This window comes from Catenovulum agarivorans YM01, assembly GCF_000281085.1.
Taxonomy (GTDB): Bacteria; Pseudomonadota; Gammaproteobacteria; order Enterobacterales; family Alteromonadaceae; genus Catenovulum; species Catenovulum agarivorans.
The window spans coordinates 168,924-193,847 of the sequence record NZ_JH767526.1 but is presented as its reverse complement, the minus strand read 5'-3'; the positions used below and the strand labels follow the sequence as shown (position 1 = coordinate 193,847).

Sequence of the window (24,924 nt, the reverse complement as noted above, 5' to 3'; positions counted from 1 at the left end):
TTAAACCTGCAACTCAACTTTACGGAAATATTGATTAAATCTTAGATAAGAAACCACAGCCATCAATATATTACCAACAACACAGCCAATAAAGAGCCCCCAAATACCAAACAAGCTCCCACCGACATAAGCACATGGCACATAAAAGACAAATAAACGCAACACACTAAGCTTTAGTGCGATTGTTGGTTGGTGCAAAGCATTAAACGAAGAATTGGTTAATATAACTATGCCTTGTAACCCATAACCAAGTGGCACAATCCAAATAAATAACTGAATTAAATCTTGTACTTCTGTTTCTTGAGCAAACGCACGTGCGATTAGCGGTGCGCAGATAGCCAATAAAATAAATACGCCTAATTGCCAAGCCAGCACAAATCGGCAACTCATTTTGTACGCCTGTTGTACCCTTGCGTTTTGCCCTGCCCCTAAATTTTGACTGATAAAAGGTGGCAAAGTCATAGACATGGCTAACACCAACATGCAAGCAATAGATTCAATACGGCTACCCACACCAAAAGCCGCCACAGCTTCATGGCCATAAGCGGCAACAATCGCAGTTAAAATAGACATAGCTATAGGGGTTAACATATTTGCCCCAGCTGCTGGTAAACCAATTTTAAGAATACTTTTGGTCGCAAATATAAATTCATCTGGTTTGGGTATTGCAAGGTCAATTAGCTGACGTTTATGTGATAACAAATACAGCATGACACAGGCACCTATCATCCACGCGATTAGACTTGCTATTGCTGCACCCTCAATGCCCCAGCCGTTAAAATCACCAAGGCCAAAAATTAAAATAGGATCTAATACAGCATTAATGGCACCACCCAGTGCCATAATCATACTAGGTGTTTTAGTGTCACCTGATGCACGTAATATAGCGTTACCCACCATAGGGATAACCAGAAATACCGAGCTGAAATACCAAATTTTCATATAAGCGGTAATAAAAGGCTGAGTATTTTCATCACTACCCAATAATGAAAACAATGGCTGAATAATAAACCAGCCAAGGGTTGATAATGCCGCAACCAAAATAACCGCAATAATAAGTGCTGTAGTTGCTTGGTCTTTGGCTAAGTGATGTTTTTGTTGACCTATTGTCGTCGCAATGACAGCTGATGTCCCTATGCCCAAACCAATAGTTAAACTAATTACCGTAAAAGTAACCGGAAAAGTAAAACTAATTGCCGCCAGTTCGTTTGTGCCTAACAAACTAATAAAAAAGGTATCAATCAAATTAAAAGACATTAATGCAATCATGCCCATCACCATAGGGATAGTCATATCCTTAAGGGTTTTGCCAATCGGACCTGTCAGCATATCTTTATGATTTCGATTATTTGACACTACAAACCACCAAGCACATCTTCTTAATAAAAAGTGAGCAGTAGTTTACGTGATCTAGCAATAATCAGCGAGCAATCCAACCAAATAAGCTAAAAATAATCGTGAGTAACTACAAAATATCAGTCAAACCGAGTAATCCGTATTTTTTATAAATTGTAGTCTTTGTTAACAACTGGTAAAAACTATAAATCAGTGATTTAAAAATGTTACATGCAAATTTCTTTTTTTGACGCGACTCATAGCGAATATTGTTTATTTCCCGATGGATATATGCACAAGATACGTGCAAAGTTTAAACGACTGTTTATTTAAGCAACAATTTAACCAACTTGGCCAAACAAAATATTAAGCAATTGATTTTATTTAATTTTATACTTTCATTGCATTTTTCTTAAAATATCTATTGACACAGTAACCATGGGGCATAGCTCAAGATATTCCATTTTGTTCACACAGTTATCCACAGCTTTAGTGGATAACCAAAGCCACCCCTGTATTTATCTAGGCTTGCAGCTAGGCCTGTCACTTTTTGTACACAAATTTAATATTTCTAATTGTCTGCTAGTCAACAACCAATTTAGTGCAAATTATTTCAATGAGTCGGTTTTCACATATAGAAAACTGTTGATAAGAAGGCTCTTAGCATGTTTTTAAGTTAAAGATCGCAAAATAACAAGCTTTTCTAATGATAGCAGGTAAACATGTCTAAACTTGTTTGTAATCCCTATAACAACTACATCTATACCCAAGCTACTTGAAGATACGAGATTTCAAATAGCTTGGGTATAACACAGATTGCACAACAAACCGCCACCCGCGCATGAATTTTGAGCGATTAGCAATATTTTCAATTTTTTGTAAAAAACAGTGTTGACAGCACCCCCATGTATCATTAAGATGCGCCTCCGTTGACGAGATGTTCCCCCTTAGCTCAGTTGGTTAGAGCGACGGACTGTTAATCCGCAGGTCCCCCGTTCGAGTCGGGGAGGGGGAGCCAACTTGTTGACTGTTAGTTTAGTGTTCCCCCTTAGCTCAGTTGGTTAGAGCGACGGACTGTTAATCCGCAGGTCCCCCGTTCGAGTCGGGGAGGGGGAGCCAATAACTGGCTCATTTAGCTATATAAAACACTTCTCCCCTGCACTATTATATTCAACAAACAAGATTCCAGTTGCGTAAAAAGCATTCTACAGATACCATTTCTAAATCACAGGGAATGACCTCATAACTATAAACGTGTGATGGAGTATCGAGTTTAATGAATATATTTCAACGGATTATTATTCAAAATCTAGTTTTTCTTCTTATATTAACTAGCAGCAGTGCTTTCACGCTCTGCGGTGTCTATCAAAGTTACCTTCAACAAAAACAACTTGACCACGTTGCTCAGTTGAACCGTCTATTTGAATTCGACAAGAACACCCCAAAACAACTGGTCAAAAATTTAAAAACCAGTTTTGATTATCAATGGCTCAAAGTAGAAAGGCTCAGCGGTGAAGTTGAGCATATGTATGAAGCAAACCAGCATGACTTTATTTTATCTGAACATTTAGCAAGTTTAATGGGCGCTAGAATTGAGGCGCAAACTTATGCGAATCAATTGGCGGATATTCGCATCAGTTTTATCCTGTCTAGTCGCGCGCAATACCAATTAATAGACAAATTAATTTATAGTTTAGCCTTAGTCTTTTTAGTCCTAACTTTGATTAATACAGTTATTAGCCGCAGTGTACTCAGCCGAATTATCGTCCGCTCGGTGCATCATATAGTGCGCTCTTTTAACCGCACTCAAGGCAATGAACCAGAAAAAATTTCAGCCCATCTATTACCAAACGAGTTCAAAGAGCTAGCAAGCAAAGTAAATGACTTACGCTCACAACTGAAGGGGCAAATTGATCATTGGCAACAATCTGCCGAAAGCTACCGTCATGAAGCCACCCAAGATGAATTAACCGGTTTGGGCAACCGACTCAGTTTTGTTGAAGATTTAGAAAACCTGTTATCCGACAAACAAAAAGAAAATTTTGGTGTGTTAACTATCACCCGAGCATCAGAACTACAACAGCTCAATCAAAACCGAGGGTACGAAGCCGGCGACCAATATGTTTGTGATGTCGCACAAAATATTCAACGCGTCGCAAATAATTACCAAAACGCACAATTGTATCGGATTAATGGCTCTGATTTTGCGTTATTAATTCCAAACATAACCATTAGAGAAGCACAAAATTTTGCCCAGAACCTGTTTGGCCGTTTTACCGAATTACAGCAAGTGTTAGAAACCAATAGCATAGGTTATAGTGGCATAGTGCCCTATCAAGCTGGCGACTCTATGGGTGAACTTTTAGCCTTAGCCGACACAGGTATTAGTATAGCGCTAACCAAACAAGCAAACGGCTGGCATATTCAAAATGATAAGTCGATATTAAATAGTGTCAGTGCCAAATACGGTAACCAAAACTGGAAATCAGTGATTGATGAGGTTATTGAAAAACAGCAAGTTAAACTCTATTACCAACCGATTCAACCCGCAAATAAAACAGCTAAAGTTTATTCAGAAATACTTGCTCGATTTGTCAACGTGCATGGTGATGTGTTACCGACCGCATCCTTTGTCGCTATGGCAGAAAAAATGGATAAAATTATTGAGATAGATAAGTTAGTTGTTGATGCAACCATTAAAACGGTACAAAACAAAAACTTAAACAATCAATTTTTTGCGATTAACTTAACCGCACGCTCTGCGCATGATGAACAATTTTGTGTCTGGTTAGAACGCAGATTGTTACGCGATTCAATGATCAGCGCCAAACTGGTATTCGAAATATCAGAGTTTGGTTTACAACAAAACATTCAAGCGTCTCAAAGATTTATTACAATGTTGCACAGAACGGGCGCTCGTTTAACCGTTGAAAGATTTGGGGTTGGTTTTACTTCATTTAAATTTTTCCGCGATATTAAACCCGATTTTATTAAAGTGGATGGTAGTTACAGCAGAAATATAAACGAAGATAAAAACAATCAATATTTCTTACGCGTGATTGTTGACCTCGCCCACCGCCTAGGTATTTCAGTTTTAGCCGAAAGTGTCGAAACTCAAGAAGAAAAATACGCCCTCGAACAAATTTTTGTCGATGGTACTCAAGGTTATTTCATTGGAAAACCAAGCGAGTTATAAGCTTATTTGTTATATAATTCGCTAATTAATTTAAAAACCTTGCGCAACACAAGTTGTTAATTGCTGAGTAAATAACGATAATACGCGCTTAATTTGGCTGACAGCCAAAAATAAATGCTTCCTGAAGGTTATGACTGAATATCTACTATTATTTGTTGCCACCGTATTGGTAAATAATTTTGTCTTGGTTAAATTTCTTGGCTTGTGTCCTTTTATGGGGGTCTCGGGCAAGGTTGAAACTGCTATTGGTATGTCAATGGCAACAACTTTTGTTTTAACTTTAGCCTCAGTCGCCAGTTATCTAATTGAGCAATATATACTCCAACCACTCGACATCACTTTTTTACGCACCTTAGCATTTATCTTAGTGATTGCTGTTGTTGTTCAGTTCACTGAAATGGTGGTACAAAAAACCAGCCCAGCGCTCTACAGATTATTAGGTATATTTTTGCCTCTCATTACCACTAACTGTGCTGTATTAGGGGTGGCACTGCTAAACCTCAATGAAAGACATAATTTAATGCAATCCGCCGTCTATGGTTTTGCCGCAGCAATAGGTTTTTCGCTAGTATTAGTGTTATTTTCAGCCATGCGCGAGCGCATAGCTGCAGCAGATATTCCAGTGACCTTTAAAGGTTCTGCCATTGCTATGATTACAGCGGGTTTAATGTCGTTAGCATTTTTAGGATTTACAGGGTTAATTAAGCTGTGAGTATTTTAATTTATGCCCTGATTGCCATTGGTGTGCTTGCGGTTATTTTTGGCGCTTTGTTAGGTTATGCACAAATCCGCTTTAAAGTTGAAAGTGACCCATTAGTTGAACAAATTGATGAAGTATTACCGCAAACTCAGTGCGGCCAATGTGGTTACCCAGGTTGTAGACCTTACGCTGAAGCAATTGCCAACGGCGACGATATCAACAAATGCCCTCCAGGTGGCGACGCCACTATTAAAAAATTAGCCGATATGATGGGTGTTGAAGTTAAACCTTTAGTGGGTAGCGAAGACAACACTCAACAAGAGCCTATAAAAAAAGTCGCCTATATCCGTGAAGACGAGTGTATTGGTTGCACCAAATGTATTCAAGCCTGTCCTGTAGACGCGATTGTCGGGGCTGCCAAACATATGCACACTGTCATTATTGATGAATGTACAGGCTGCGATTTATGTGTAGAACCCTGCCCTGTTGACTGTATTGACATGTTGCCGATTGAAACTAAACCAGAAACGTGGCGATGGCAAATGAACTCTATCCCAGTAAAAAACTTATAACACGTAACGTTAGTTGGAGTATTCGTGGAATCCTTAATTGAAAAAATTAAATCTGGTTATTTATGGGACTTTCCCGGGGGCGTTCATCCACCAGAAAGAAAAGAACTATCCAACTATCAAACAATTAGTCATCTTGCCCTACCTGAAAAACTCTATGTCACGGTTAAACAACATATTGGCCAAGCTGCGCATCTGTTGGTCAAAGTGGGAGACAAGGTCAAGGCGGGTCAAGCATTAAGTCAAGTGCAAGGACCAATGGAGTTACCTGTTCATGCACCATCATCCGGCGAAGTTGTCGAAATAAAATCTCATCCAATTGCCCATGCTTCGGGTTTAGAAACAGAGACCATAGTTATCCAAACCGATGGTTTAGACAACTGGATTGATAAACAACCCGTCGCCAATTATCTCGAATTATCTAAAGTAGAAATTGTCGATAAACTTAAAGCTGCTGGTATTGCAGGTTTAGGTGGTGCAGCCTTTCCAACCTATGTAAAACATAATAACTCCCAGCCAGTTGACGTATTAATTATTAATGGTGTTGAATGCGAACCTTATATCACGGCGGATGACAGGTTGATGCAAGAATATGCTGCTGAAATTATTTGTGGCATTGAAATATTCACCCATTTGCTCAAACCTAAAATGGTTGTTATTGCGATTGAAAACAATAAACCAGCTGCGATTGCCGCCATGGAACAGGCTTGCGAAGGCAAAACCCAATTTATTGTTCGAGCTATACCAACTAAATATCCTGCAGGCGGTGAAAAACAACTGATTCAAGTGATCACAGGTAAAGAAGTACCGAGTGGTGGTATTCCATCTGACATAGGCGTTGTCACCCAAAATGTTGGTACGGCTTACGCTGCATATAAAGCAATTGTACACGGTGAACCTCTGATTGAGCGAGTTGTTACCGTAACCGGAGAACAAGTGAGCCAACCTGGTAACTACTGGATTAAATTAGGCACACCTGTTGAATTTATCTTAGCGCAAACGGGTTACCAAGCAGCAAAGCCTGAACATTTGATTATGGGTGGCCCAATGATGGGTTTTAACATCCCGAACAAACAAGTGCCAGTGAGCAAAATAACCAACTGTATTCTCGCACCAAGCAACCAAGAATTGCCTTTGCCCGAAGACGAACAAAACTGTATTCGCTGCGGTTATTGTGTTGATGCCTGCCCTGCCAATTTGTTACCACAACAATTATATTGGCATACCAAAGCCAAAGAACACGACAAAGCGCAAGAGTATAAATTAGCCGACTGCATAGAATGTGGTGCTTGTGCTTATGTATGCCCAAGCGAAATACCCTTGGTGCAATATTATCGTATTGCCAAAGCTGAGATTAAAGCTGAACGTATAGAGCATGAAAAAGCCGAAAAAGCCAAAGAACGTTTTAACGCACGTAATGAGCGCTTAGAAAAAGAAAAACAAGCAAGATTAGATAAACATAAACAAGCAGCCGAAGCACGTAAAGCGGCAATGGAAAAAGACCAAGGCGCTAAAGACAAAGTCGCAGAAGCACTAGCCCGTGTGCAAGCGAAAAAACAACAAGCGGCTTCTGGCGACAATTCAAAAGCTGACAACAGCAAAAGTGATACTAAGTCAGCCGCACAAGCTGCAATAGAAAGAGCCAAAGCGCGTAAAGCGGCGCAAGAAGCAGAAAAAGCACAAGCTACAAATGCTGAACAAACAGCAAGTGCCGAGCAAGCAGAAGCACCACCAGCTGCAGAAAACGATGCTAAAGCAAAAGCTAAAGCGGCAATTGAACGCGCCAAAGCGCGCAAAGCGGCGAAAGCGGCCGAAAAAGCTCAAACTGCGGATACAGAACAAACAGCAAGTGCCGAGCAATCAGAAGCAGCAATACCTGCTGAAAACGATGCTAAAGCAAAAGCTAAAGCGGCAATTGAACGCGCCAAAGCGCGTAAAGCGGCGCAAGCAGCAGAAAAAGCACAAGCTACTGATACTGAACAAACAGCAAGTGCCGAGCAAGCAGAAGCAGTACCAGCTGCTGAAAACGATGCTAAAGCAAAAGCTAAAGCTGCAATTGAACGCGCCAAAGCGCGTAAAGCTGCACAAGCGGCGGAAAAGTTGGCGCAAGAATCGACAGAACAAACTGAGACATCAAGCCAACCAGCAAACGAACAATCAGATAAAGATGCCCGAATTAAAGCGGCAATTGCTAAAGCGAAAGCAAAAAGAAAACAACTTGGAGAAGATCAATAATGAGTTTTCGTGTCGCCAGTTCACCACATAATCACGTAAAAAATAAAACCTCACGGGTGATGATGCTAGTCGCACTGGCTTGTGTGCCAGGTATACTCACTCAAGTTTGGTACTTTGGTTATGGCAGCTTAATTCAAATTTTGCTTGCGGTAACAACTGCAATCGCTGCCGAAGCTTTATGTTTACAACAAAGAAACTACCCTGTTGTAAAAAGACTTAAAGATAACAGCGCATTGTTAACTGGCTTATTATTGGGTATTAGTTTACCGCCTCTCGCTCCATGGTGGATTGCGGTTATAGGCAGTTTATTTGCCATTGTCATTGCCAAACAAGTTTATGGCGGCTTAGGCCAAAACATATTTAACCCAGCTATGGCGGGTTATGTTGTATTGTTAGTTTCATTCCCGTTATCTATGACTTTATGGTTACCGCCGTTAACTTTAGTCGAATACGATATCAGCTTTGTTGATACTCTGATGTTAATTTTTACCGGCTATAGTGAAACTGGTTACTCGCTTGCGCAGTTAAGGGTCGATCTAGATGGTTTTACCATGGCAACCCCGTTAGATACGATAAAAACTGGCTTAAGTAACCAACAGACCTTCTCAGAGCTGAGCCAAATAAAAGTCTTTTCAGAGCAACTCGGCATCGGCTGGACAGCGGTCAATGTCGCGTATCTGTGTGGCGGGCTAATATTAATATTTTTAAAAGTTATCAATTGGCGAATTCCGGTTGCCTTCTTAACGTCATTATTTATCTTTAGCTGGGTCTGTCATGTTGCTAGCCCAGATGGTGCAGCCACTGCAAGTTTGCATTTGTTATCTGGTGCAACTATGTTCGGCGCATTTTTTATCTTAACTGACCCTGTATCAGCATCGACCACACCTAGAGGCAAAATTATTTTTGCTGTACTTGTTGGCTTATTAGTATTTTTCATTCGCCAATATGGTGGTTACCCAGATGCCATCGCTTTTGCGGTATTGCTCGCCAATATGTGTGTTCCATTAATTGACTACTACACTAAACCCAGAGTGTATGGTCATACAACAAGATAATGGAGTGAAATTAAATGTTAAATATTCACCCTATCAGTAAAGCCAGTTTCATTTTAGCTGCATTTGCTTTGGTCACTACAGGCTTAGTTGCGTTAACCCATTTGTTAACCGAAGACACCATAGCCCAAGCACAAGAAAATGCGATTCAGCAGACCATTAATCAGCTTGTGCCAGCGGATATGTACAATAATGCAATTGCGCAAGACTGTATTGTGAAACAAGATGTTAATGGCGAAAACATTCGTGTATTTAGAGCTAGATTTGACGAACACCCAGTAGCCGTTGTTTTAGAATCAATCGCACCAAACGGGTACAATGGCCGAATAGACTTGTTGGTTGCAATCGACACAGAGCAGAGAATTTTAGGTGTTAGAACAGTTAAACATACAGAAACGCCGGGGTTAGGCGATAAAATAGAGATAAAAAAATCTAATTGGATCACCTATTTTGCTGGCCTTAGTGTAACCGACGATAATCAAAAAAATTGGGCAGTGAGAAATGACGGCGGTATGTTTGATGCATTTACTGGCGCAACCATAACCCCAAGAGCCGTTGTAGGAGCGGTGAAAAACACCCTAGTATGGGCGCAAGAGCAAGACTTATTTGCTCAAGGCCAAACTTGTGGAGAGAAGCAATGAACCAATATCAAGAAATAAGCTGGCAAGGTTTATGGAAAAATAACCCAGCATTAGTCCAAATGTTAGGTTTATGCCCACTATTAGCCGTAACTAATACAGCAGTTAACGCGTTAGGCTTGGGCTTAGCGACCTTATTTGTGCTGATAGGCTCAAATATTACCGTATCAATTGTGCGTAACTGGATCCCAAATGAAATCCGTATTCCAGTGTTTGTTATGGTTATTGCATCACTTGTGACCATAGTGCAATTGCTGATGAATGCTTATACTTATGAGCTCTACCAAACCTTAGGTATTTTTATCCCGCTGATAGTGACAAACTGCGCGATTATTGGTCGAGCAGAAGCATTCGCTTCAAAAAACTCAGTGCAATTTGCAGCCTACGACGGTTTAATGATGGGCAGTGGTTTTTTAGTGGTTTTATTAGCTTTAGGTGCGATACGCGAAGTGCTTGGCAATGGCACTTTATTGCAAGGTGCAGAGCAAATATTTGGTGAAGCTGCAAGCAATTGGCACTTAGTCTTATTCTCCCCAGAACAAAACTTTTTGCTCGCTATACTGCCGCCAGGCGCATTTATTATTATGGGTTTACTCATAGCGCTGAAAAACAAATATGACAAACGCATAGAAAAGCTAGTGATTGGCGAAAAAACCAAACAAACCATAGAAAGAGCCAGAGTAACTACAGAATCGGCTTAATCCTTATGAATAAAGAAAAACGTTTAGAAATACTGACAAGACTACGAGATGCCAACCCGCATCCAACCACTGAGCTAGAGTTTTCTACGCCATTTGAACTCTTGGTCGCAGTCACTTTGTCAGCGCAAGCAACAGATGTGGGTGTAAACAAAGCAACTCGTAAGCTGTTTCCAGTTGCCAACACACCAGAAAAAATCATCGAGCTCGGTTTAGATGGGTTGAAAAGTTATATCAAAACTATTGGCTTATATAACAGCAAAGCTGAAAATGTCATGAAAGCCTGCAAAATGCTGGTAGAAAAACACAACAGCCAAGTGCCAGAAGACAGGGATGCACTTGAAGCCCTACCCGGTGTTGGTAGAAAAACCGCTAACGTAGTGCTCAACACAGCCTTCGGCTGGCCGACCATAGCCGTGGATACGCATATATTTCGTGTGTCTAACCGGACTAAATTTGCTATGGGTAAAAATGTTGATTTGGTCGAGCAAAAACTACTGAAAGTTGTGCCAAAAGAATTTAAAGTTGACGTGCACCACTGGTTAATATTGCACGGGCGCTACACTTGTGTAGCACGTAAACCTCGCTGCGGCTCATGCATTATTGAAGATTTGTGCGAGTTTAAAGAGAAAACAGACATATAAGGACGACAACTTATGCGTATTCTTCACACTATGTTGCGTGTTGGCAACTTAGATAAATCAATCGAGTTTTACACCCAAGTAATGGGTATGCAGTTATTACGCAAACACGACAATGCTGAATATAAATATACCCTAGCCTTTTTGGGTTATGCTGACGAATCTGAACAAGCTGTGATTGAATTAACCTATAACTGGGGGGTCAGCGAATATGATTTGGGTACAGCTTACGGGCATATCGCAATTGAAGTAGATGACGTTTACCAAGCCTGTGAAAAGATTCGCCAAGCTGGCGGCACAATATCACGTGAACCAGGGCCAGTAAAAGGGGGCACCACAGAAATTGCTTTTGTCAGAGACCCAGACAACTATGCTTTAGAGCTAATTCAGAAAAAATCTGACAATAAGTTATAAATACTTCAAAATAACTTATTGTGGCAAGTGCTGGTGTACAACTCTCTTTAATTCCTCAGTTTGCACCGGCTTGGATAAAAAATCATTCATACCCATTTTCAGGCATTTCTCTTTGTCACCTGCCATTGCTGCACCAGTTAACGCCACAATTGGAGTTGGTGTTAATCCTTGCTCGGTTTCGTATTGACGAATTAAATGCACCATATCGTAACCACTTAGATTAGGCATGTGACAGTCAGTAATAACCAATTTATACGAATGGTTCTTAAAAGCTTGTAATCCCTCATATCCATCATTAGCAACAGCAGGATCAATGCCTAATACTTTGAGTTGTTTTTTTATTAATTTTTGATTAAGTGGATTATCTTCCACCAACAAAACATCCTCATGACCCAAGTTGATATTTGCATCAACACTTTGGCTAGAAGTTTGAATATTTGTGTTAGCGTGCGCTGTCAACTCATCGACAATCGGCTGTTCAGCCATCACATGATTAATAAACTGAAACTTGGTTAGTGGCTTGATTGGTAAAGCTGGCATTTTCGGACATAAACTGCGCAATTGCTCTAGTGCATTGCGTTCCACCGCAACCACTTTAAATCCATCAGGACAAACCATAGCTTCAAAGGCGTGCAATGCATCTAGGTGTGGATCTATTTCGCCTAACATTAAAATCACGGTGCCAGACAATAACTGCATTTCAGCACTGTTAGATATAGTTTGCCACTCATGGCAATAAGCCTCACCGCCTTCACTTTCGGCATAGTCGACTAAGCGCCTAGTCAGCTTTTTCAAATAAGGGTTGCATTCGATAAAGTGGAGCTCTCTGCCAAACAGAGGGGGTAAATTTTCTGAAGACTCTTTAATCTTTTTCAAGGTTAAATGAATGCAAAATTCTGTGCCAACGCCTTCTTTTGAGGTTAAGGTAATATCACCACGCATCATCTCTACTAGCTTTTTACAAATAGCCAGACCAAGGCCGGTGCCTCCAAATTTACGACTGGTCGACTTTTCAGCCTGTTTAAACGGCTGAAACAATTTAGCTTGGACTTGTTGGTGAATGCCAATGCCGTTGTCTTTTACCGTTATTGCTAATTTGTATTCGTCGTCAGTCTCACTTTCTATCGACACATCAACCACAACTTTCCCAACTCGCTCGCTTTGTTTAGCGGTAAACTTAATAGCGTTGCCAACTATATTAAATAAAACTTGTCGAATTCTAACCGGGTCGCCGATCATTTTATCGGGCATATCACTTTGTTCACGAACTTCGAAAATCAGACCTAGCTCCATAGTCGAAGGAACAAAGGTTTTAACAACGCTGTCTATTGTTTCAGATAATAAAAATTCTGCTTGTTCTAGTTCAAATTTTCCTGATTCAATTTTGCTAATATCTAAAATATCATTCAGAATCGCAACCAAACTCAAAGCTGATGATTTAGCTGTATCAATTAAATCCATTTGTTCAAAGTTGACTTCCGTCTGTTTAAGTAGATCTAACGAAGCAACTATACCGTTCATTGGTGTGCGAATTTCATGGCTCATCATGGCTAAAAAATCAGACTTTGCTGAGCTCGCTTGTTTCGCCTGCTCAATGGCCCGCTGCATCTCTTCTGTACGAATTTCAACGATTTGTTCCAAATTCGAATTAAGCTCTTCTAACTCCGCAGTTTTAGCATGTACTTTTTGTTCAAGAGATTGATTGGCGGTAATTAAAGCCGTTGCCAGTTTATTGACCGAATCAGCCAAGCGACCGAATTCATCATCCCGGTCTAATTCAATTTTATGCTCTATCTGACCACGGGTTATTTTTTCAGCGCCTTGAGTGACCTTATACAAAGGACTGAGAATGTGTTTAACCAAATATAAAGACAGCCATATCCCTATTACCAAAGAAGCAATAAAGCAATAAGAAACAATTTCCACCAATTTACGAGCCACATCAGAGGGTTCCTGCATATAGAGAACTAAAAAAGCTGTGCTCGGAACACCAATACAAACAACCAATAGTATCGTTTGAATTAAATAGAACTTATTGCGAATGCTCGTGGTACTTTGTTTATTCATAATAATTTTAACCAATGCTGAAGCGGACAACTGAATACCTCCACACCTAAACTTTTCATACTCCAAACAACCTCGAGTCAACAACTTTGCCCATATAAGTGTTTGGCATAATCGCGTTTTTAGCAAATTCCCCACCGCAAAAAAGCTTTTTGCACTCTGATTTTTCTCCACTACACTTGTTTATATAGTTATATAGGTAACTAAACTATCAGTGGCTTTGATAGACATAGTAATTAGGTATATGACCAAGGTGGTCAAACCGTCCTACGCACAAAATTAGTAGATAATTTTTTAGAGCGGCTACCATGACAGAGCAGTCCACATTAACCAATAGCTATCAAATTGCGGCGGATGCAACTCAAATCGGCGTTTGGGATATACATTTTGTTGAAGACCCAAGAATACTCGATGAAAATCAATGCTTTCAGAAATTGTTGAACAATATATCTGTGTTTTTTTCGCAAACAGCCAAAAACATACTGTCATTAGACTCACCTCAAGCAACCAATTGGTTTGAGGTTTACACTCGAATTCACCCTGATGATCAAGTTACTTTTGAACAAATGTTTATTGGCAACATATATCACGGTATTAGATTAAACTTCGATTGCCGTATCGCGGATTTAACTAATCACTATCGCTGGTATACCATTCGCGGAGAATCAACAGCAGACGAGCACGAATTGCCTCTTAGAATGTGTGGTAGTGTGTTTGAATGCACCGAGCAAAAAGAAATGCTCAATTCTATTGTAGAGTCAGAAAATACCAAAAAGCTTGCTTTAGATGCGAGTGGCATAGGAGTATGGTCTGGTACAACGTTAGATGACCTCTGGACTTGGGATAGCAACGTTGAAAAAATAATGTGCCTCAACGGTCAACAACAAGGTAACTTGTCAGAACTGGTCCAACACGTTCACCCTCAAGACCAAAAAAAGCTCATCGAACAATTTCGCAATGCCGGTATGGGTAGCAAATCGATAGACTGTGAAGTCAGAGTCAACACAAGCAACAATAGCAGTATTCATTACGTTGTCATTAAAGGTAATGTGACTAAAGACATTCTCGGAAACATCAAGCGTATAGATGGAATCTGCCACGATAATTCCGCTGAACGCGTAGCGCGACAAAAAATGAACGAGCTCAATGAAAAACTCGAAAAAACAGTCCAACAACGAACTCGCGAGCTCGAGTTAGCCCGAGATTTAGCTGAATCTGGCAGTGTTGCAAAATCTAACTTTTTAGCCATGATGAGCCATGAAATTCGCACACCAATGAACGGCGTAATAGGCGCATTAGACCTAGTCGAACGTTCTCAGCTTAATTCAGAGCAGCTTGACCTAATCCATACAGCCAAAACCTCGGCGTTAAATTTGGTTGATATACTCAATGACATCTTAGATTTAAATAAAATTGAAGCTGGTAAAATGGAGTTAGAATCTACCAGTGTATCCATATGTGAGACAATTGATAACGTAGTTAATATGTTTTTGTCTATAGCAGATAGTAAAAATGTAAAATTAACCGTCAACGAAAGCAATAATATTCCCGACACGGTAACAAGTGATCCAGTCAGACTAAGACAAATTTTAATCAATTTTGTATCTAATGCGATAAAATTTTGTGGTGGTAATAACAAGCTTGGTCACGTGCACATAGACGTGCATGTGGATGAAGAACAATCATTTAGTTCACAAAAATCCGTTGTTTTTAGTGTCTATGATAATGGTATAGGTATGACAACCAAAACCATAGACAAGTTGTTTACCCCTTTTACCCAAGCACAAGCTTCAACCACACGTAAGTACGGAGGCACAGGTTTAGGCTTAGCCATATGCGCACGCTTGTGTGAACTTATGGGTGGTGAAATACAAGTCACTAGTGAAATAGGTCAATTTTCAAAATTCACTATTCGACTACCGCTATGGGAAACGGATGAAATCCCAGATATTTCTATGTTGTTTGGTCAGCATGTGTATCTCCAAAATTTATCCGCGACAGCGGAACAAATAACATGGATAAGCACGCGTTTGGGGCAATTAGGTGCTGAAATAATAGATATCGAGGCGCAAGCAGATATCGTACTTATACTGGCAAACCACACAACGGATGTAACAGAGCTCGAAACTTTAATAGCAAACCGCTATAAACAACTAGCAGACGCTCAGCTGTTACTGGTTTGCCCTCGCGAATTTCGCACACCATTATGGAAAGTGTGGCCGGAACTAAAAATAATTGCCAGCGATCCAATGACTCGATACGCGTTTACACGAGTTGATTTAAATGTAACAAATGAACAGCTATTAAATGATAACTTACCTAAACAAAAGCAATCACTAGGTGATGCCAGTATCTTGTTGGTGGAAGACAACCCTTTGAACCAAAAGCTATTATTGAAACAATTACAAGTATTAGGTATCAAAGCGGACTTAGCTCACAACGGTGAAAACGGCCTAAATCTGTACCAAAAGAATCAGTATAAACTTGTATTAACTGACTGCCATATGCCAATTATGGACGGATATACCATGGCAGAAAAAATCCGGACACTTGAAAAATCGCTAGGTTTAAAAAACACACCTATAATTGCTATTACAGGTGCAGCTATGACAGGCGACAAACAAAGATGCCTTGAGTCTGGCATGAACGATTTCTTGCCTAAACCAATAGAAACACACAAGTTAAAAGCAATAGTGGAGAAGTGGCATGAGCGAAATCCCAGTTTATGATCCCAAAGTATTAACTAGCTTAATTGGCGACGACCAACAAAGTATTAACGAATATAAATCTGAGTTTTTAAAACAATGTGTGCCAAGTTTGCGACAAATCGCAGCAGCTTTTAACAACAACGATAAAAATGCAGTAAAAGAAGCGGCTCACTACCTTAAAACGTCAGCCAAAGCAGTTGGAGCACTGCGCTGTGCCAACCGTCTACAAGAAATTGAAGATAGCGCGCTGGCAGAACAAAGAGCCGAATTGAAACAACATATCACCCTATTGCAACAGGACATTCGAGACGTCAAAAAGGAGTTTATATAAATGGCTGGCAAGCGGGCACTGGCAAGCAGACATCCACAAGTCGTATTAATCCATTCGGTTGATTTAGAAAGTGGCGCGGCTGTAATTGTGTCGCAACATATGGAAGACTTTCGAGCTTTCAAAGAAGGCGAGCAAGCCATAAATGCAATCAAAGAATTTAAACCAAAAATCTTGTTACTAGAATTAAATTCAGTGAAAGAAAGCATTGCCTTTTATGTCAGTTTGGTAAAAGAGCATAACTTGCTCACCTACCCTCATCAGGTTGTATTGTTGTGTGGCAACAAAGAAGCCGGTTTAGCCTATGCGGTTTGTGCTAAAGGATCTTTTTACGACTACTTTGTATCGCGTCCGATTTACGAAAAATTCCGCTTAAAATCAATCCTAAATAATTTGAGCAAAATGTTACAGATCCAAGAAGAAGCAACAACGCTCAATGATAGCTATATCAACGCGCTAGACACAGATATAGACGAGTTAATCAGTGAAGCAAATAGTTTCCAACAAAACATACATAACAGTATAGAAAACTGCCGCAGCGCTCTGGTCAATAATGGTGGACACAACAATGGAGATGGCGAAGACGTAACCGAGGTTTTGACCCCCTTGATTTCACAAATTGAAGACGAAGTGCGCAAGAGCCTACAAGCTTTTATTGCGAATTTAGCCAAACAGAAAAAAACCAATAAGTCTCATCACCAACAACTGAAAAAATCTGTCACAGCAGAATGTAAATTTATAAAAGATATTCCAATTGAAGACACTGATGGCACAACAGAAGCCGAGTCAGATGCACCGCCATCGGAGGAATTGTTAAAACAAGCAGCAGAAGAGCAAAATGAAGAAGCTGCACGTTTGCTAGCAGAACAAGCTTTGTTAGATAACAGCATATTGTTGGGTGATGAAGGTGCCGTCGAACAAGCTGAAAAACCTAAACCGAAAAAAATATTGGTTGTTGAAGATAATCATATTTATCGAGACATGATAAAAAAAATACTCAGTAGCGCAGGTTACTATGTCGTTGAAGCGGCTAATGGAATGGAAGCCATTAAAGAATCAAACAAATTAAAGTTTGACTTAATTTTGATGGATTTGTTTATGCCAGAATTAGATGGATTGAACGCAACCAAACAATTCCGCAAACGTATGGGAAAAAAAGATTTGCCCATCTTGGCTTTAACCGGCAATAAGAACAAAGATTTAGTGGTGAAATGGGTGTCTTCTGGTATCAACGGTTATATCATGAAACCTTCTAGTAAGGAGAAAATAATTCAAGCAGTTGAAGAAGCCATTCACAAAAAAGAAGCACGCTCGAGTTAAGCTCAACGACTGTGGTAATTTTAATATACTTGTTTACTGATCGATTCTTTGTTGCATACTAAACAACAAGCATTAAAATGAAACTATCTCAATCAAATACCCTTTAAGTTGAACTTCTCTCATGCTGGAAATTAAACATCTAAAAACCGTGCGTGCTTTGGCGCACACTGGCTCATTAGCCAAAGCGGCTGATTGGTTGCATACTACAAGTTCAGCTTTGTCACATCAGCTAAAAGAGTTAGAAGTCCGTATTGGTCATCCCATCTATCTGCGCAAAACCCAACCGGTAAAATTTACCGCTGAAGGGGAAATTATTTTACAACTGGCAGAACAAATGCTGCCTATGCTGCAACAAACCGAAGAACGCATTAGAGATTTACGCACTCAGGCTAAAGGACAACTACGTTTAGCAATTGAATGTCATAGTTGTTTTCAGTGGTTAATGCCAGCGATCAGCCAGTTTCATAAACGCTGGCCTATGATTGAACTGTCGTTTAACAATGACTATATGTTTGATGCCCTGCCCGGTTTAGCCGAAGGTGAGCTTGATTTAGTCATCACTGCCGATACATTTGAATCGGACGATTTTCACTTCGAACCTTTATTCAGTTTTGAAATGGTGTTAGTTACAGCACCAGAACATCCGCTTAGCCAAAAGGCCTATATTGAAGCGACTGATCTCACCCAACAAACTTTATTAACTTATCCGGTTGAACCAGCTCGTTTAGACATCTACAAATATTTATTGCACCCGGCCAACTGCCAGCCAAAGCAGGTTAAAAAAGTTGATCAAACTTTGATGATTTTACAAATGGTCACAGCGAATTTAGGGGTTGCTGCATTGCCTTCATGGGCAGTGACTGAATATCAGCAACAAGGTTTAGTTGAAACTGTGCAAATAGGTCAACAGGGTTTAACCAGTAAGCTGTTTGCCGCTGTTAAACAAAGACAAAAAAATTTGGGTTATATCAAATCTTTTTTTGAGATCAGCCAGCGCACCAGCCTAACAAACTTGGCCGATGTGTCACCGATAAAATAACAACCTAAAACTCCGAATAACTAACCTCAGCTGCGCATAATCAAAATTGCCCAATATGTCTATTTTTCCATCTCTCTGCGTTATTTTTACTACTAATAGCCAGCTATTAGATACATAAAAATGCCTTGATAGATGAAAAACTATCCGCATTGGATCGTAAAGATAAACGAGTTACTGTTAAAAAGCATAAATTTACTTCAACTCTGCTTACGCGCAGCTGAGGTTAACTAAATTTTATTGAGCTTAGTGCTGCAATTTTGCTATTCATCGACCATAATTATGGTAACTTTTCGTGCAAATTGAGTGGATATGAAAAACCTGCAAAACCAAATTCTCATTGCCATGCCATCACTCGAAGATGGCTATTTTGAACGCACGGTAACTTACATTTGTGAGCACAACGAAAATGGCGCTATGGGCATAGTGATTAATCAACCACTTGAAATGAAGGTCACTGATTTGCTAGCGCAAATTAAAGTACCACTCAAAGACAAACTGATTTTACCGGAAATCCCCGTATATGCAGGCGGACCTGTTAGTCCAGAGCGCGGTTTTGTTTTGCACCGCCCACAGCAAAAATGGCAAAGCTCGATGCAATTAACCCCAGATATTATGGTAACCACCTCACGTGATTTATTAGAATCTATTGGTACCAAAGACGAGCCGGAAGATTATTTAATCTGTTTGGGTTACGCTGGTTGGGAAAAAGGCCAACTGGAGCAAGAGCTATTAGATAATGCTTGGTTAACCATTCCAGCAGACGCAGATTTAATTTACACCACCCCCATACATTTACGCTGGCAACAAGCCTCTGAAGTGCTCGGCATCGCTACTTGGCAAATCAGTAATCAAATTGGTCACGCCTAAGCGCTAAATTTGCTAAACTAGCCAGCATATTTTGCAAATTATTGAATCAACAGATGACTCAAATTTCATCAAAAATTGGCCAGCGCAACGTAATGGCTTTTGACTTTGGCCTAAAAAGCATAGGTGTCGCCATTGGCCAAGAGCTGTCTTACTCCACCCGCTCACTACCAGCATTAAAAGCGCAAGACGGTATCCCAAACTGGGATTTAATTGAAAAACAGTTAAAAGAATGGCAACCGGATTTGTTATTAGTCGGTTTACCATTAAATATGGATGGTACCGAACAAGAAATTACCCAAAGAGCGAAAAAATTTGCCAACCGTTTGCACGGTCGCTTTGGTTACCCAGTTGAAACTTGGGACGAGCGTTTAACCACAGTTGATGCCAAAGCTTATTTATTTGAAATTGGTGGTTATCGCAATTTGGCTAAGGATAAAATTGATTCTAAATCGGCTGAAATTATTCTAATGAGTTGGTTTGAAAATCAAGCGCTCTAATCCCACTAGCCAGATTGAACTTATCCAGCTTTTGCCAAACTAACCTTAAAAGCAATTAAAGGAATTAGTAATGCAAAGCTGGCTGCGCAAAACACTCAAACAAAACCGTTCGTTTATTATTTTTATTAGCCTAATGTTGGTCTTTCGCAGTGCCCTTGCCGATTGGAATGTCGTACCAACAGGTTCAATGCAACCGACCATAGTTGAAGGCGACCGCATTTTAGTCAATAAAATGGCTTACGATTTGCGTGTGCCCTTTACCAATATTTCGCTATATAAAATAGCAGACCCAAAACGCGGCGATATAGTCACCTTTGATTCTGCAGTATCAGATTTAACCTTGGTCAAACGTATTATTGGTATACCTGGGGATGTTGTTGAATTAAATGATAATATTCTAACCATTAACGGCCAGCAGCTTGACTACACTCAAGTGGCACAATCCAATTCAGCCAACTCATCCAACGATCAAATTGAAGATTTATTTGGTGTAGCACATTCGATACGAGTGCAAAAACAAGGTTCGGTATTGGCTAACTTTCCCCCTGTATTGGTTCCTTCAGGTCATTACCTTGCGCTGGGTGACAACAGAGACAATAGCTCGGATTCTAGAGTAATAGGTTTTGTACCAAGGGACGAAATTGTTGGCCGTACTAGCAGCGTGGTCTTTTCGGTTAACTATGATAACTACTATTTACCCAGAGTTGATAGATTTATGCGGGATTTGTAATCCCGCTATTCCACATCTGCTTGAATATCTGCCAACAAGTCTTTTAAGACCACAGCTAGCTTATTAAATATTACAGCTCTACGTGTAGTTTGACGCCAGACCAAACCAATTTGGCGGCTTGCGGCCTCTTGCGCTGGTTTTACTAGCTTTAAATCACTCGCTTCTAACAAACCCGCACTTACAGCCATTTGAGGAACAAAAGTCGCACCTGCTTGGCACTCAACCATAGTAATCAAGGTATGCAAACTACTGGCTGAAAACGGATTAATTTTGCGGCTATCAACCAAGCGGCAAGCCGACACTGCGTGCTCGGTTAAACAATGTTCTTTTTGCAGTAAAAAGATGCTTTGATCAGGTAAAGTTTGATAATCAATATTCGCTTCCTGCCCAACTGGATAATCTTTATGTGCGGCCATCCAAAATTTGTCTTCACCAACAACTTTGCTGTGAAATGCACCGGTATCTACCGGCAAAGCTAAAATTAAACAGTCTAATTCACCTGAATCTAAACTCTTTAACAAGTTCTCTGTCGTATCTTCTTTTAGCTGCAACTGTAAGTTGGGAAAAGCTTGTTTAACCTTTAGATAAAAATCTTTAAATAGAAATGGCGCTATGGTTGGAATACAACCCATTTTAACTCTGCCGGCCATAGGGTTTTGTGCTTCACTGGCAATTTCAGCTAATTCACTCGCCTGCTGAACAATTTGTTTGGCCATCTCCACCATAGCCTCACCCATTTCAGTAAAAACAAATGATTTGTGATCACGCTCAATTAATTGTCCACCTAGCTGGTCTTCTAAGTTTTGGATGCCGGCACTTAAAGTCGATTGACTGACGAAACAGGCTTCGGCCGCTCGGTTAAAGTTTTTTAGCTCATATAGTTTGATTAAATATTGTAAATTTCTAATGCTTGGAAGTTTATTAGCCATTCTTGTATTAATTTGTTTACGCCTGATTAGTCATACTTTAGTGCATAACCAGTGCTTGTGACAACAAAGAATCAACTTGGCTTAACGCCTCTGAACTTACACGAACAAATTTCCACCAGTTTGTTTGGTATTCGTCCAGCGATGGTGTGGATGCGGAGGAATGGCAGCAGGGCTTATATCAGCCCTGCTGTCAAATTATGAGAGATAGTGGCAAGTAAAAACTAAATTAAGATCTATCGTGTCTTTTATTCATACGCTCAGACAACTTTTCTCTTTGCTCTGGTGTTAACACCAACCAAATTTCATGGTGAACTTTGCTCTTGGCTAACATCTTATCTTGCATATCAGCTTGGTATTGGGCAAACAAAGCTTTAACCGCACTTTCATCATAGTCTTCACTATGAGTTAGTTGGGTTAACTCTTTTTTCATACTGTGTAAACTACCACTCTGCTCTTTGCGTTCAGCTTTGGCAGCAGCTAAAATAGCTTCAATTTTGTCGGCTTGCTCATCGGTTAAATCAAGTTTGCGTTTCATATGTTTAACTGATGGAAAATCTTGGCCTGAGTGTTTGTGTTTTTTGTGTTTCATGCAATGAGCTGGTTTACCTTCACCATCATGACCACGCTCACCCGCCATAACAGGTGAAGCCATAACAGCTAAAGTTAACGCTGTTGCAATACTGGTTTTAATTGAATTAGTTAGTTTCATTGTCGACATTCCTCTTTGGGTTGTTGATGTTTTTGACGATTTTAGCCTAGCCAACTGAACGCAAAGAAACGCAAAGGCAATGTAAAGTTTAGGTAAAGAGTTTGGAGTCGCCAAACACAGCCAGTACAATTAAACTGTCACAACAAAATAGTAAGAGTTAAGATGCAAGCAAACATTCTGATAATTGACGACGACGTTGAACTAGTTGAGCTACTTAGTGAATATTTAAGTGCAGAGCAATTCAACTGTGCTAGTGCAGCAAACGGTCAAGAAGGCATAAAGATGCTGCAGCAAGCTTCTTATGATCTGATTTTATTAGATGTGATGATGCCTAAAATGGATGGTTTTGAAACCCTCAAAGCCTTGCGCCAAAAAGATAAAACCCCAGTATTAATGTTAACCGCACGCGGTGATGACTACGACCGTATTCTCGGTTTAGAGTTAGGCGCGGACGATTATTTACCTAAACCATTTAACCACAGAGAATTGCTCGCACGCATTAAAGCCATATTACGCCGCTTTGACTATGCCAAAAGCTTAACTCAGCAACATCCGGTACAAATAGGTAAATTACACATAGATCACAATACCCACAGCGTCTATATCAATAACCAAGAAGTAGAACTCACAGGCACTGAATACCAATTTTTAGATTATTTGGTGCAAAACCTTGGTCAACTGATTAGCAAAGAAACCTTGAGCGAACAAATTCTCGGCCGCCGTTTAATGCAGTTTGACCGCAGCATAGACATGCATATTAGTAATTTGCGCAAAAAACTTAAAGAAGAAGAAAGTATAGAAATTAAAACCGTTCGTGGTGCAGGTTACCGTTTGGTGGCGCATGATTAATTCTAAGTTCAACCCATTTCGTTCGCTGTTTGGCCGTATTTTTATTGGTTTCTGGGGAACCGTATTAGTGGTTATCGCCGCCACTATTTTTATCAACCAGCAGTTTAATCAATATAACAATGTGCGACCTATAGATGATTTTAATAAACATCAGCTCAAACACACTAAAAAAGAGTTGCAACGCGCCAAGGATATGCAGCAATTAGAGAAAAAAATCTATCGGTTACAAAAACACTCTCGCCCACAGCGTTGGTTAGTTTTACGTGACACTGAAACAGGCGAGTTAATTAAAAATGATTCACCATTAGATTGCCCAAACGCCGAGTTAAAACAACTTGCCTACGAAGCTGAACCTTTGCAAGTGAGAGTTAAAGACCACGTATTAATTGGTCCTGATTCGTTATCGCTTGACGGCAAAGAATACAAATTAATGATGGTGTATAAAACCAGTCCGAGAGCTGATTTTTACCGAGCTTTGTGGCATTCACCCGAATGGTTGAAATTTTTAATTGCAGGTTTGTTAACCATTCTGCCCTGTTGGTTAATCGCCCGTGGCATTGCCATACCAATAAAAGCGCTTAACCAATCTGCGCGTAACTTAGCCGAAGGCAAACTCAGTTATCGAGTACCGAATAAAGTGATAGCGCGTGGTGATGAAGTGGCACAATTAGCCCAAGACTTTAACCATATGGCAGATAAAATTGAGAGCAATTTAGCTTTGCACCAAAGGTTGCTCGCCGATGTGTCCCACGAGCTGCGCACGCCACTCACCCGCTTAGGTTTATCTTTAGCATTAGTTGCGAAAAATCCACAAAATAGCCAAACACAAATTGCGCGTATGGAGCTCGAGCTGAATAAACTCGACCAAATGATAGGTAATGTTTTACGCCTAGCCAAACTTGAAAATGACGATGTGCAATTAGAATTTTCGCCAGTGAACATCAGCGCACTCTTGCGAGATATTAGCGCTTCCGCTCAACTTGAATGTGATGAAAAAAACATTCAATTTGATTTATGCATAAATGACGGCTTATGTGTCGACGGCGATGCTATGTTGTTAAGCACAGCAATTGAAAACATCGTGCGTAATGCTATTAAGTATTCACCGGTTGATAGCCAAATTAAATTAATGGCCGCACTGAGTGATAATCAACAATTTACCATACAAGTAACGGATAGTGGCCCAGGTGTGCCAGATGAAGATATAGACAAAATCTTTAACCCATTTTATCGAGTTGAAAGAGACCGAGACCGCCTAACCGGCGGCACAGGTTTAGGTTTGAGCATAGCGAAAAAAGCCATTTCACGCCATGGTGGTGATATACATGCCAGCAACAATGCCATTGGTGTTGGTTTAACTGTAGAAATTTGTTTACCGGCCAAACAAGGTGACTGCGAATAAGCTA

Annotated in this window: 22 protein-coding genes and 2 tRNA genes; 20 read left to right on the top strand and 4 right to left on the bottom strand. The window is 40.2% G+C overall.

What is annotated here, in order from left to right; translation table 11 throughout:
• Positions 1 to 1,329 carry an MATE family efflux transporter gene (locus WSC_RS0109695; protein ID WP_157447254.1) on the bottom strand — a complete coding sequence of 443 codons (1,329 nt, stop codon included), beginning with the start codon at positions 1,327 to 1,329 and terminating at the stop codon, positions 1 to 3.
• A 947-nt stretch (positions 1,330 to 2,276) separates the two neighbouring features.
• Between WSC_RS0109695 and WSC_RS0109690 the strand changes: the two genes are divergently transcribed.
• The 11 genes from WSC_RS0109690 (at position 2,277) to gloA (ending at position 11,478) form a co-directional block, all read left to right on the top strand.
• Positions 2,277 to 2,353, top strand: a tRNA-Asn gene (locus WSC_RS0109690).
• Between the two features lie 24 nt (positions 2,354 to 2,377).
• Positions 2,378 to 2,454 (top strand) — tRNA-Asn (locus WSC_RS0109685).
• A gap of 157 nt (positions 2,455 to 2,611) precedes the next feature.
• On the top strand, positions 2,612 to 4,531 hold the full coding sequence (locus WSC_RS0109680; RefSeq protein WP_016955720.1) for an EAL domain-containing protein: 1,920 nt from the start codon (positions 2,612 to 2,614) through the stop codon (positions 4,529 to 4,531).
• A gap of 130 nt (positions 4,532 to 4,661) precedes the next feature.
• Complete coding sequence (gene rsxA, locus WSC_RS0109675; protein ID WP_016955719.1) at positions 4,662 to 5,243, top strand: electron transport complex subunit RsxA; 582 nt, start codon at positions 4,662 to 4,664, stop codon at positions 5,241 to 5,243.
• Positions 5,240 to 5,803 carry an electron transport complex subunit RsxB gene (rsxB, locus tag WSC_RS0109670; protein WP_016955718.1) on the top strand — a complete coding sequence of 188 codons (564 nt, stop codon included), beginning with the start codon at positions 5,240 to 5,242 and terminating at the stop codon, positions 5,801 to 5,803. Before rsxA ends, rsxB begins: the two co-directional genes overlap by 4 nt.
• Positions 5,804 to 5,827: 24 nt before the next feature.
• Entirely contained in the window at positions 5,828 to 8,035 is a 2,208-nt protein-coding gene (gene rsxC, locus WSC_RS0109665; RefSeq protein ID WP_016955717.1) for an electron transport complex subunit RsxC, read from the top strand.
• Positions 8,035 to 9,090, top strand: a complete 1,056-nt coding sequence (rsxD, locus tag WSC_RS0109660) for an electron transport complex subunit RsxD (protein WP_016955716.1) — start codon at positions 8,035 to 8,037, stop codon at positions 9,088 to 9,090. Before rsxC ends, rsxD begins: the two co-directional genes overlap by 1 nt.
• A 14-nt stretch (positions 9,091 to 9,104) precedes the next feature.
• Positions 9,105 to 9,728: an electron transport complex subunit RsxG gene (gene rsxG, locus WSC_RS0109655; protein ID WP_016955715.1), complete on the top strand. Its 624-nt coding sequence runs from the start codon at positions 9,105 to 9,107 to the stop codon at positions 9,726 to 9,728.
• Positions 9,725 to 10,426, top strand: coding sequence for an electron transport complex subunit E (locus WSC_RS0109650; RefSeq protein WP_016955714.1), 702 nt, complete (start codon positions 9,725 to 9,727; stop codon positions 10,424 to 10,426). Before rsxG ends, WSC_RS0109650 begins: the two co-directional genes overlap by 4 nt.
• A 5-nt stretch (positions 10,427 to 10,431) precedes the next feature.
• On the top strand, positions 10,432 to 11,067 hold the full coding sequence (gene nth, locus WSC_RS0109645; RefSeq protein WP_016955713.1) for an endonuclease III: 636 nt from the start codon (positions 10,432 to 10,434) through the stop codon (positions 11,065 to 11,067).
• A gap of 12 nt (positions 11,068 to 11,079) precedes the next feature.
• Positions 11,080 to 11,478, top strand: a complete 399-nt coding sequence (gene gloA / locus WSC_RS0109640; RefSeq protein WP_026016771.1) for a lactoylglutathione lyase — start codon at positions 11,080 to 11,082, stop codon at positions 11,476 to 11,478.
• A 15-nt stretch (positions 11,479 to 11,493) separates the two neighbouring features.
• On the opposite strand, the gene WSC_RS22385 is transcribed toward gloA, so the two are convergent.
• A complete protein-coding gene (locus WSC_RS22385) occupies positions 11,494 to 13,545 on the bottom strand; it encodes an ATP-binding protein (protein WP_157447247.1) in 2,052 nt (683 codons plus the stop codon).
• A 305-nt stretch (positions 13,546 to 13,850) separates the two neighbouring features.
• Between WSC_RS22385 and WSC_RS22380 the strand changes: the two genes are divergently transcribed.
• The 7 genes from WSC_RS22380 (at position 13,851) to lepB (ending at position 21,031) form a co-directional block, all read left to right on the top strand.
• On the top strand, positions 13,851 to 16,271 hold the full coding sequence (locus WSC_RS22380) for a PAS domain-containing hybrid sensor histidine kinase/response regulator (RefSeq protein ID WP_016955710.1): 2,421 nt from the start codon (positions 13,851 to 13,853) through the stop codon (positions 16,269 to 16,271).
• Positions 16,249 to 16,581: an Hpt domain-containing protein gene (locus WSC_RS0109625; RefSeq protein ID WP_016955709.1), complete on the top strand. Its 333-nt coding sequence runs from the start codon at positions 16,249 to 16,251 to the stop codon at positions 16,579 to 16,581. The genes WSC_RS22380 and WSC_RS0109625 overlap by 23 nt, the downstream gene beginning before the upstream one ends.
• The gene (locus WSC_RS24110; protein ID WP_016955708.1) at positions 16,582 to 17,898 is read left to right on the top strand and encodes a response regulator; all 1,317 of its coding nucleotides are present in this window, start codon (positions 16,582 to 16,584) and stop codon (positions 17,896 to 17,898) included.
• Positions 17,899 to 18,019: 121 nt separating this feature from the next.
• On the top strand, positions 18,020 to 18,937 hold the full coding sequence (locus WSC_RS0109615) for a LysR substrate-binding domain-containing protein (RefSeq protein WP_016955707.1): 918 nt from the start codon (positions 18,020 to 18,022) through the stop codon (positions 18,935 to 18,937).
• A 309-nt stretch (positions 18,938 to 19,246) separates the two neighbouring features.
• A complete protein-coding gene (locus WSC_RS0109610; RefSeq protein WP_016955706.1) occupies positions 19,247 to 19,804 on the top strand; it encodes a YqgE/AlgH family protein in 558 nt (185 codons plus the stop codon).
• Between the two features lie 53 nt (positions 19,805 to 19,857).
• Complete coding sequence (gene ruvX, locus WSC_RS0109605; RefSeq protein WP_016955705.1) at positions 19,858 to 20,301, top strand: Holliday junction resolvase RuvX; 444 nt, start codon at positions 19,858 to 19,860, stop codon at positions 20,299 to 20,301.
• Positions 20,302 to 20,371: 70 nt separating this feature from the next.
• Positions 20,372 to 21,031 carry a signal peptidase I gene (gene lepB / locus WSC_RS0109600; RefSeq protein ID WP_016955704.1) on the top strand — a complete coding sequence of 220 codons (660 nt, stop codon included), beginning with the start codon at positions 20,372 to 20,374 and terminating at the stop codon, positions 21,029 to 21,031.
• A 5-nt stretch (positions 21,032 to 21,036) separates the two neighbouring features.
• Here the strand turns inward: lepB and WSC_RS0109595 are convergent, their stop codons facing one another.
• Positions 21,037 to 21,960: a hydrogen peroxide-inducible genes activator gene (locus tag WSC_RS0109595; protein ID WP_016955703.1), complete on the bottom strand. Its 924-nt coding sequence runs from the start codon at positions 21,958 to 21,960 to the stop codon at positions 21,037 to 21,039.
• 226 nt (positions 21,961 to 22,186) lie between these two features.
• Entirely contained in the window at positions 22,187 to 22,669 is a 483-nt protein-coding gene (locus tag WSC_RS0109590) for a Spy/CpxP family protein refolding chaperone (RefSeq protein ID WP_016955702.1), read from the bottom strand.
• 162 nt (positions 22,670 to 22,831) lie between these two features.
• Between WSC_RS0109590 and WSC_RS0109585 the strand changes: the two genes are divergently transcribed.
• Positions 22,832 to 23,518, top strand: coding sequence for a response regulator transcription factor (locus WSC_RS0109585; protein WP_016955701.1), 687 nt, complete (start codon positions 22,832 to 22,834; stop codon positions 23,516 to 23,518).
• Positions 23,511 to 24,920 (top strand): ATP-binding protein, encoded by a 1,410-nt coding sequence (locus WSC_RS0109580; protein ID WP_016955700.1) that lies wholly within the window; start codon positions 23,511 to 23,513, stop codon positions 24,918 to 24,920. The genes WSC_RS0109585 and WSC_RS0109580 overlap by 8 nt, the downstream gene beginning before the upstream one ends.
• The last annotated feature ends 4 nt before the right edge of the window (positions 24,921 to 24,924 follow it).

Bases quoted from the DNA above. Each gene is read 5' to 3' on its own strand.
- rsxD (WP_016955716.1), top strand. From the start codon at position 8,035: ATGAGTTTTCGTGTCGCCAGTTCACCACATAATCACGTAAAAAATAAA.
- WSC_RS0109590 (WP_016955702.1), bottom strand. From the start codon at position 22,669: ATGAAACTAACTAATTCAATTAAAACCAGTATTGCAACAGCGTTAACT.
- WSC_RS0109680 (WP_016955720.1), top strand. From the start codon at position 2,612: ATGAATATATTTCAACGGATTATTATTCAAAATCTAGTTTTTCTTCTT.
- WSC_RS0109610 (WP_016955706.1), top strand. From the start codon at position 19,247: ATGAAAAACCTGCAAAACCAAATTCTCATTGCCATGCCATCACTCGAA.
- rsxA (WP_016955719.1), top strand. From the start codon at position 4,662: ATGACTGAATATCTACTATTATTTGTTGCCACCGTATTGGTAAATAAT.
- WSC_RS0109695 (WP_157447254.1), bottom strand. From the start codon at position 1,329: ATGCTGACAGGTCCGATTGGCAAAACCCTTAAGGATATGACTATCCCT.
- WSC_RS0109580 (WP_016955700.1), top strand. From the start codon at position 23,511: ATGATTAATTCTAAGTTCAACCCATTTCGTTCGCTGTTTGGCCGTATT.
- WSC_RS24110 (WP_016955708.1), top strand. From the start codon at position 16,582: ATGGCTGGCAAGCGGGCACTGGCAAGCAGACATCCACAAGTCGTATTA.
- WSC_RS0109650 (WP_016955714.1), top strand. From the start codon at position 9,725: ATGAACCAATATCAAGAAATAAGCTGGCAAGGTTTATGGAAAAATAAC.
- gloA (WP_026016771.1), top strand. From the start codon at position 11,080: ATGCGTATTCTTCACACTATGTTGCGTGTTGGCAACTTAGATAAATCA.
- WSC_RS0109625 (WP_016955709.1), top strand. From the start codon at position 16,249: ATGAGCGAAATCCCAGTTTATGATCCCAAAGTATTAACTAGCTTAATT.
- WSC_RS0109615 (WP_016955707.1), top strand. From the start codon at position 18,020: ATGCTGGAAATTAAACATCTAAAAACCGTGCGTGCTTTGGCGCACACT.
- WSC_RS0109595 (WP_016955703.1), bottom strand. From the start codon at position 21,960: ATGGCTAATAAACTTCCAAGCATTAGAAATTTACAATATTTAATCAAA.
- WSC_RS22385 (WP_157447247.1), bottom strand. From the start codon at position 13,545: ATGAATAAACAAAGTACCACGAGCATTCGCAATAAGTTCTATTTAATT.
- rsxG (WP_016955715.1), top strand. From the start codon at position 9,105: ATGTTAAATATTCACCCTATCAGTAAAGCCAGTTTCATTTTAGCTGCA.
- nth (WP_016955713.1), top strand. From the start codon at position 10,432: ATGAATAAAGAAAAACGTTTAGAAATACTGACAAGACTACGAGATGCC.
- WSC_RS0109585 (WP_016955701.1), top strand. From the start codon at position 22,832: ATGCAAGCAAACATTCTGATAATTGACGACGACGTTGAACTAGTTGAG.
- lepB (WP_016955704.1), top strand. From the start codon at position 20,372: ATGCAAAGCTGGCTGCGCAAAACACTCAAACAAAACCGTTCGTTTATT.
- ruvX (WP_016955705.1), top strand. From the start codon at position 19,858: ATGACTCAAATTTCATCAAAAATTGGCCAGCGCAACGTAATGGCTTTT.
- WSC_RS22380 (WP_016955710.1), top strand. From the start codon at position 13,851: ATGACAGAGCAGTCCACATTAACCAATAGCTATCAAATTGCGGCGGAT.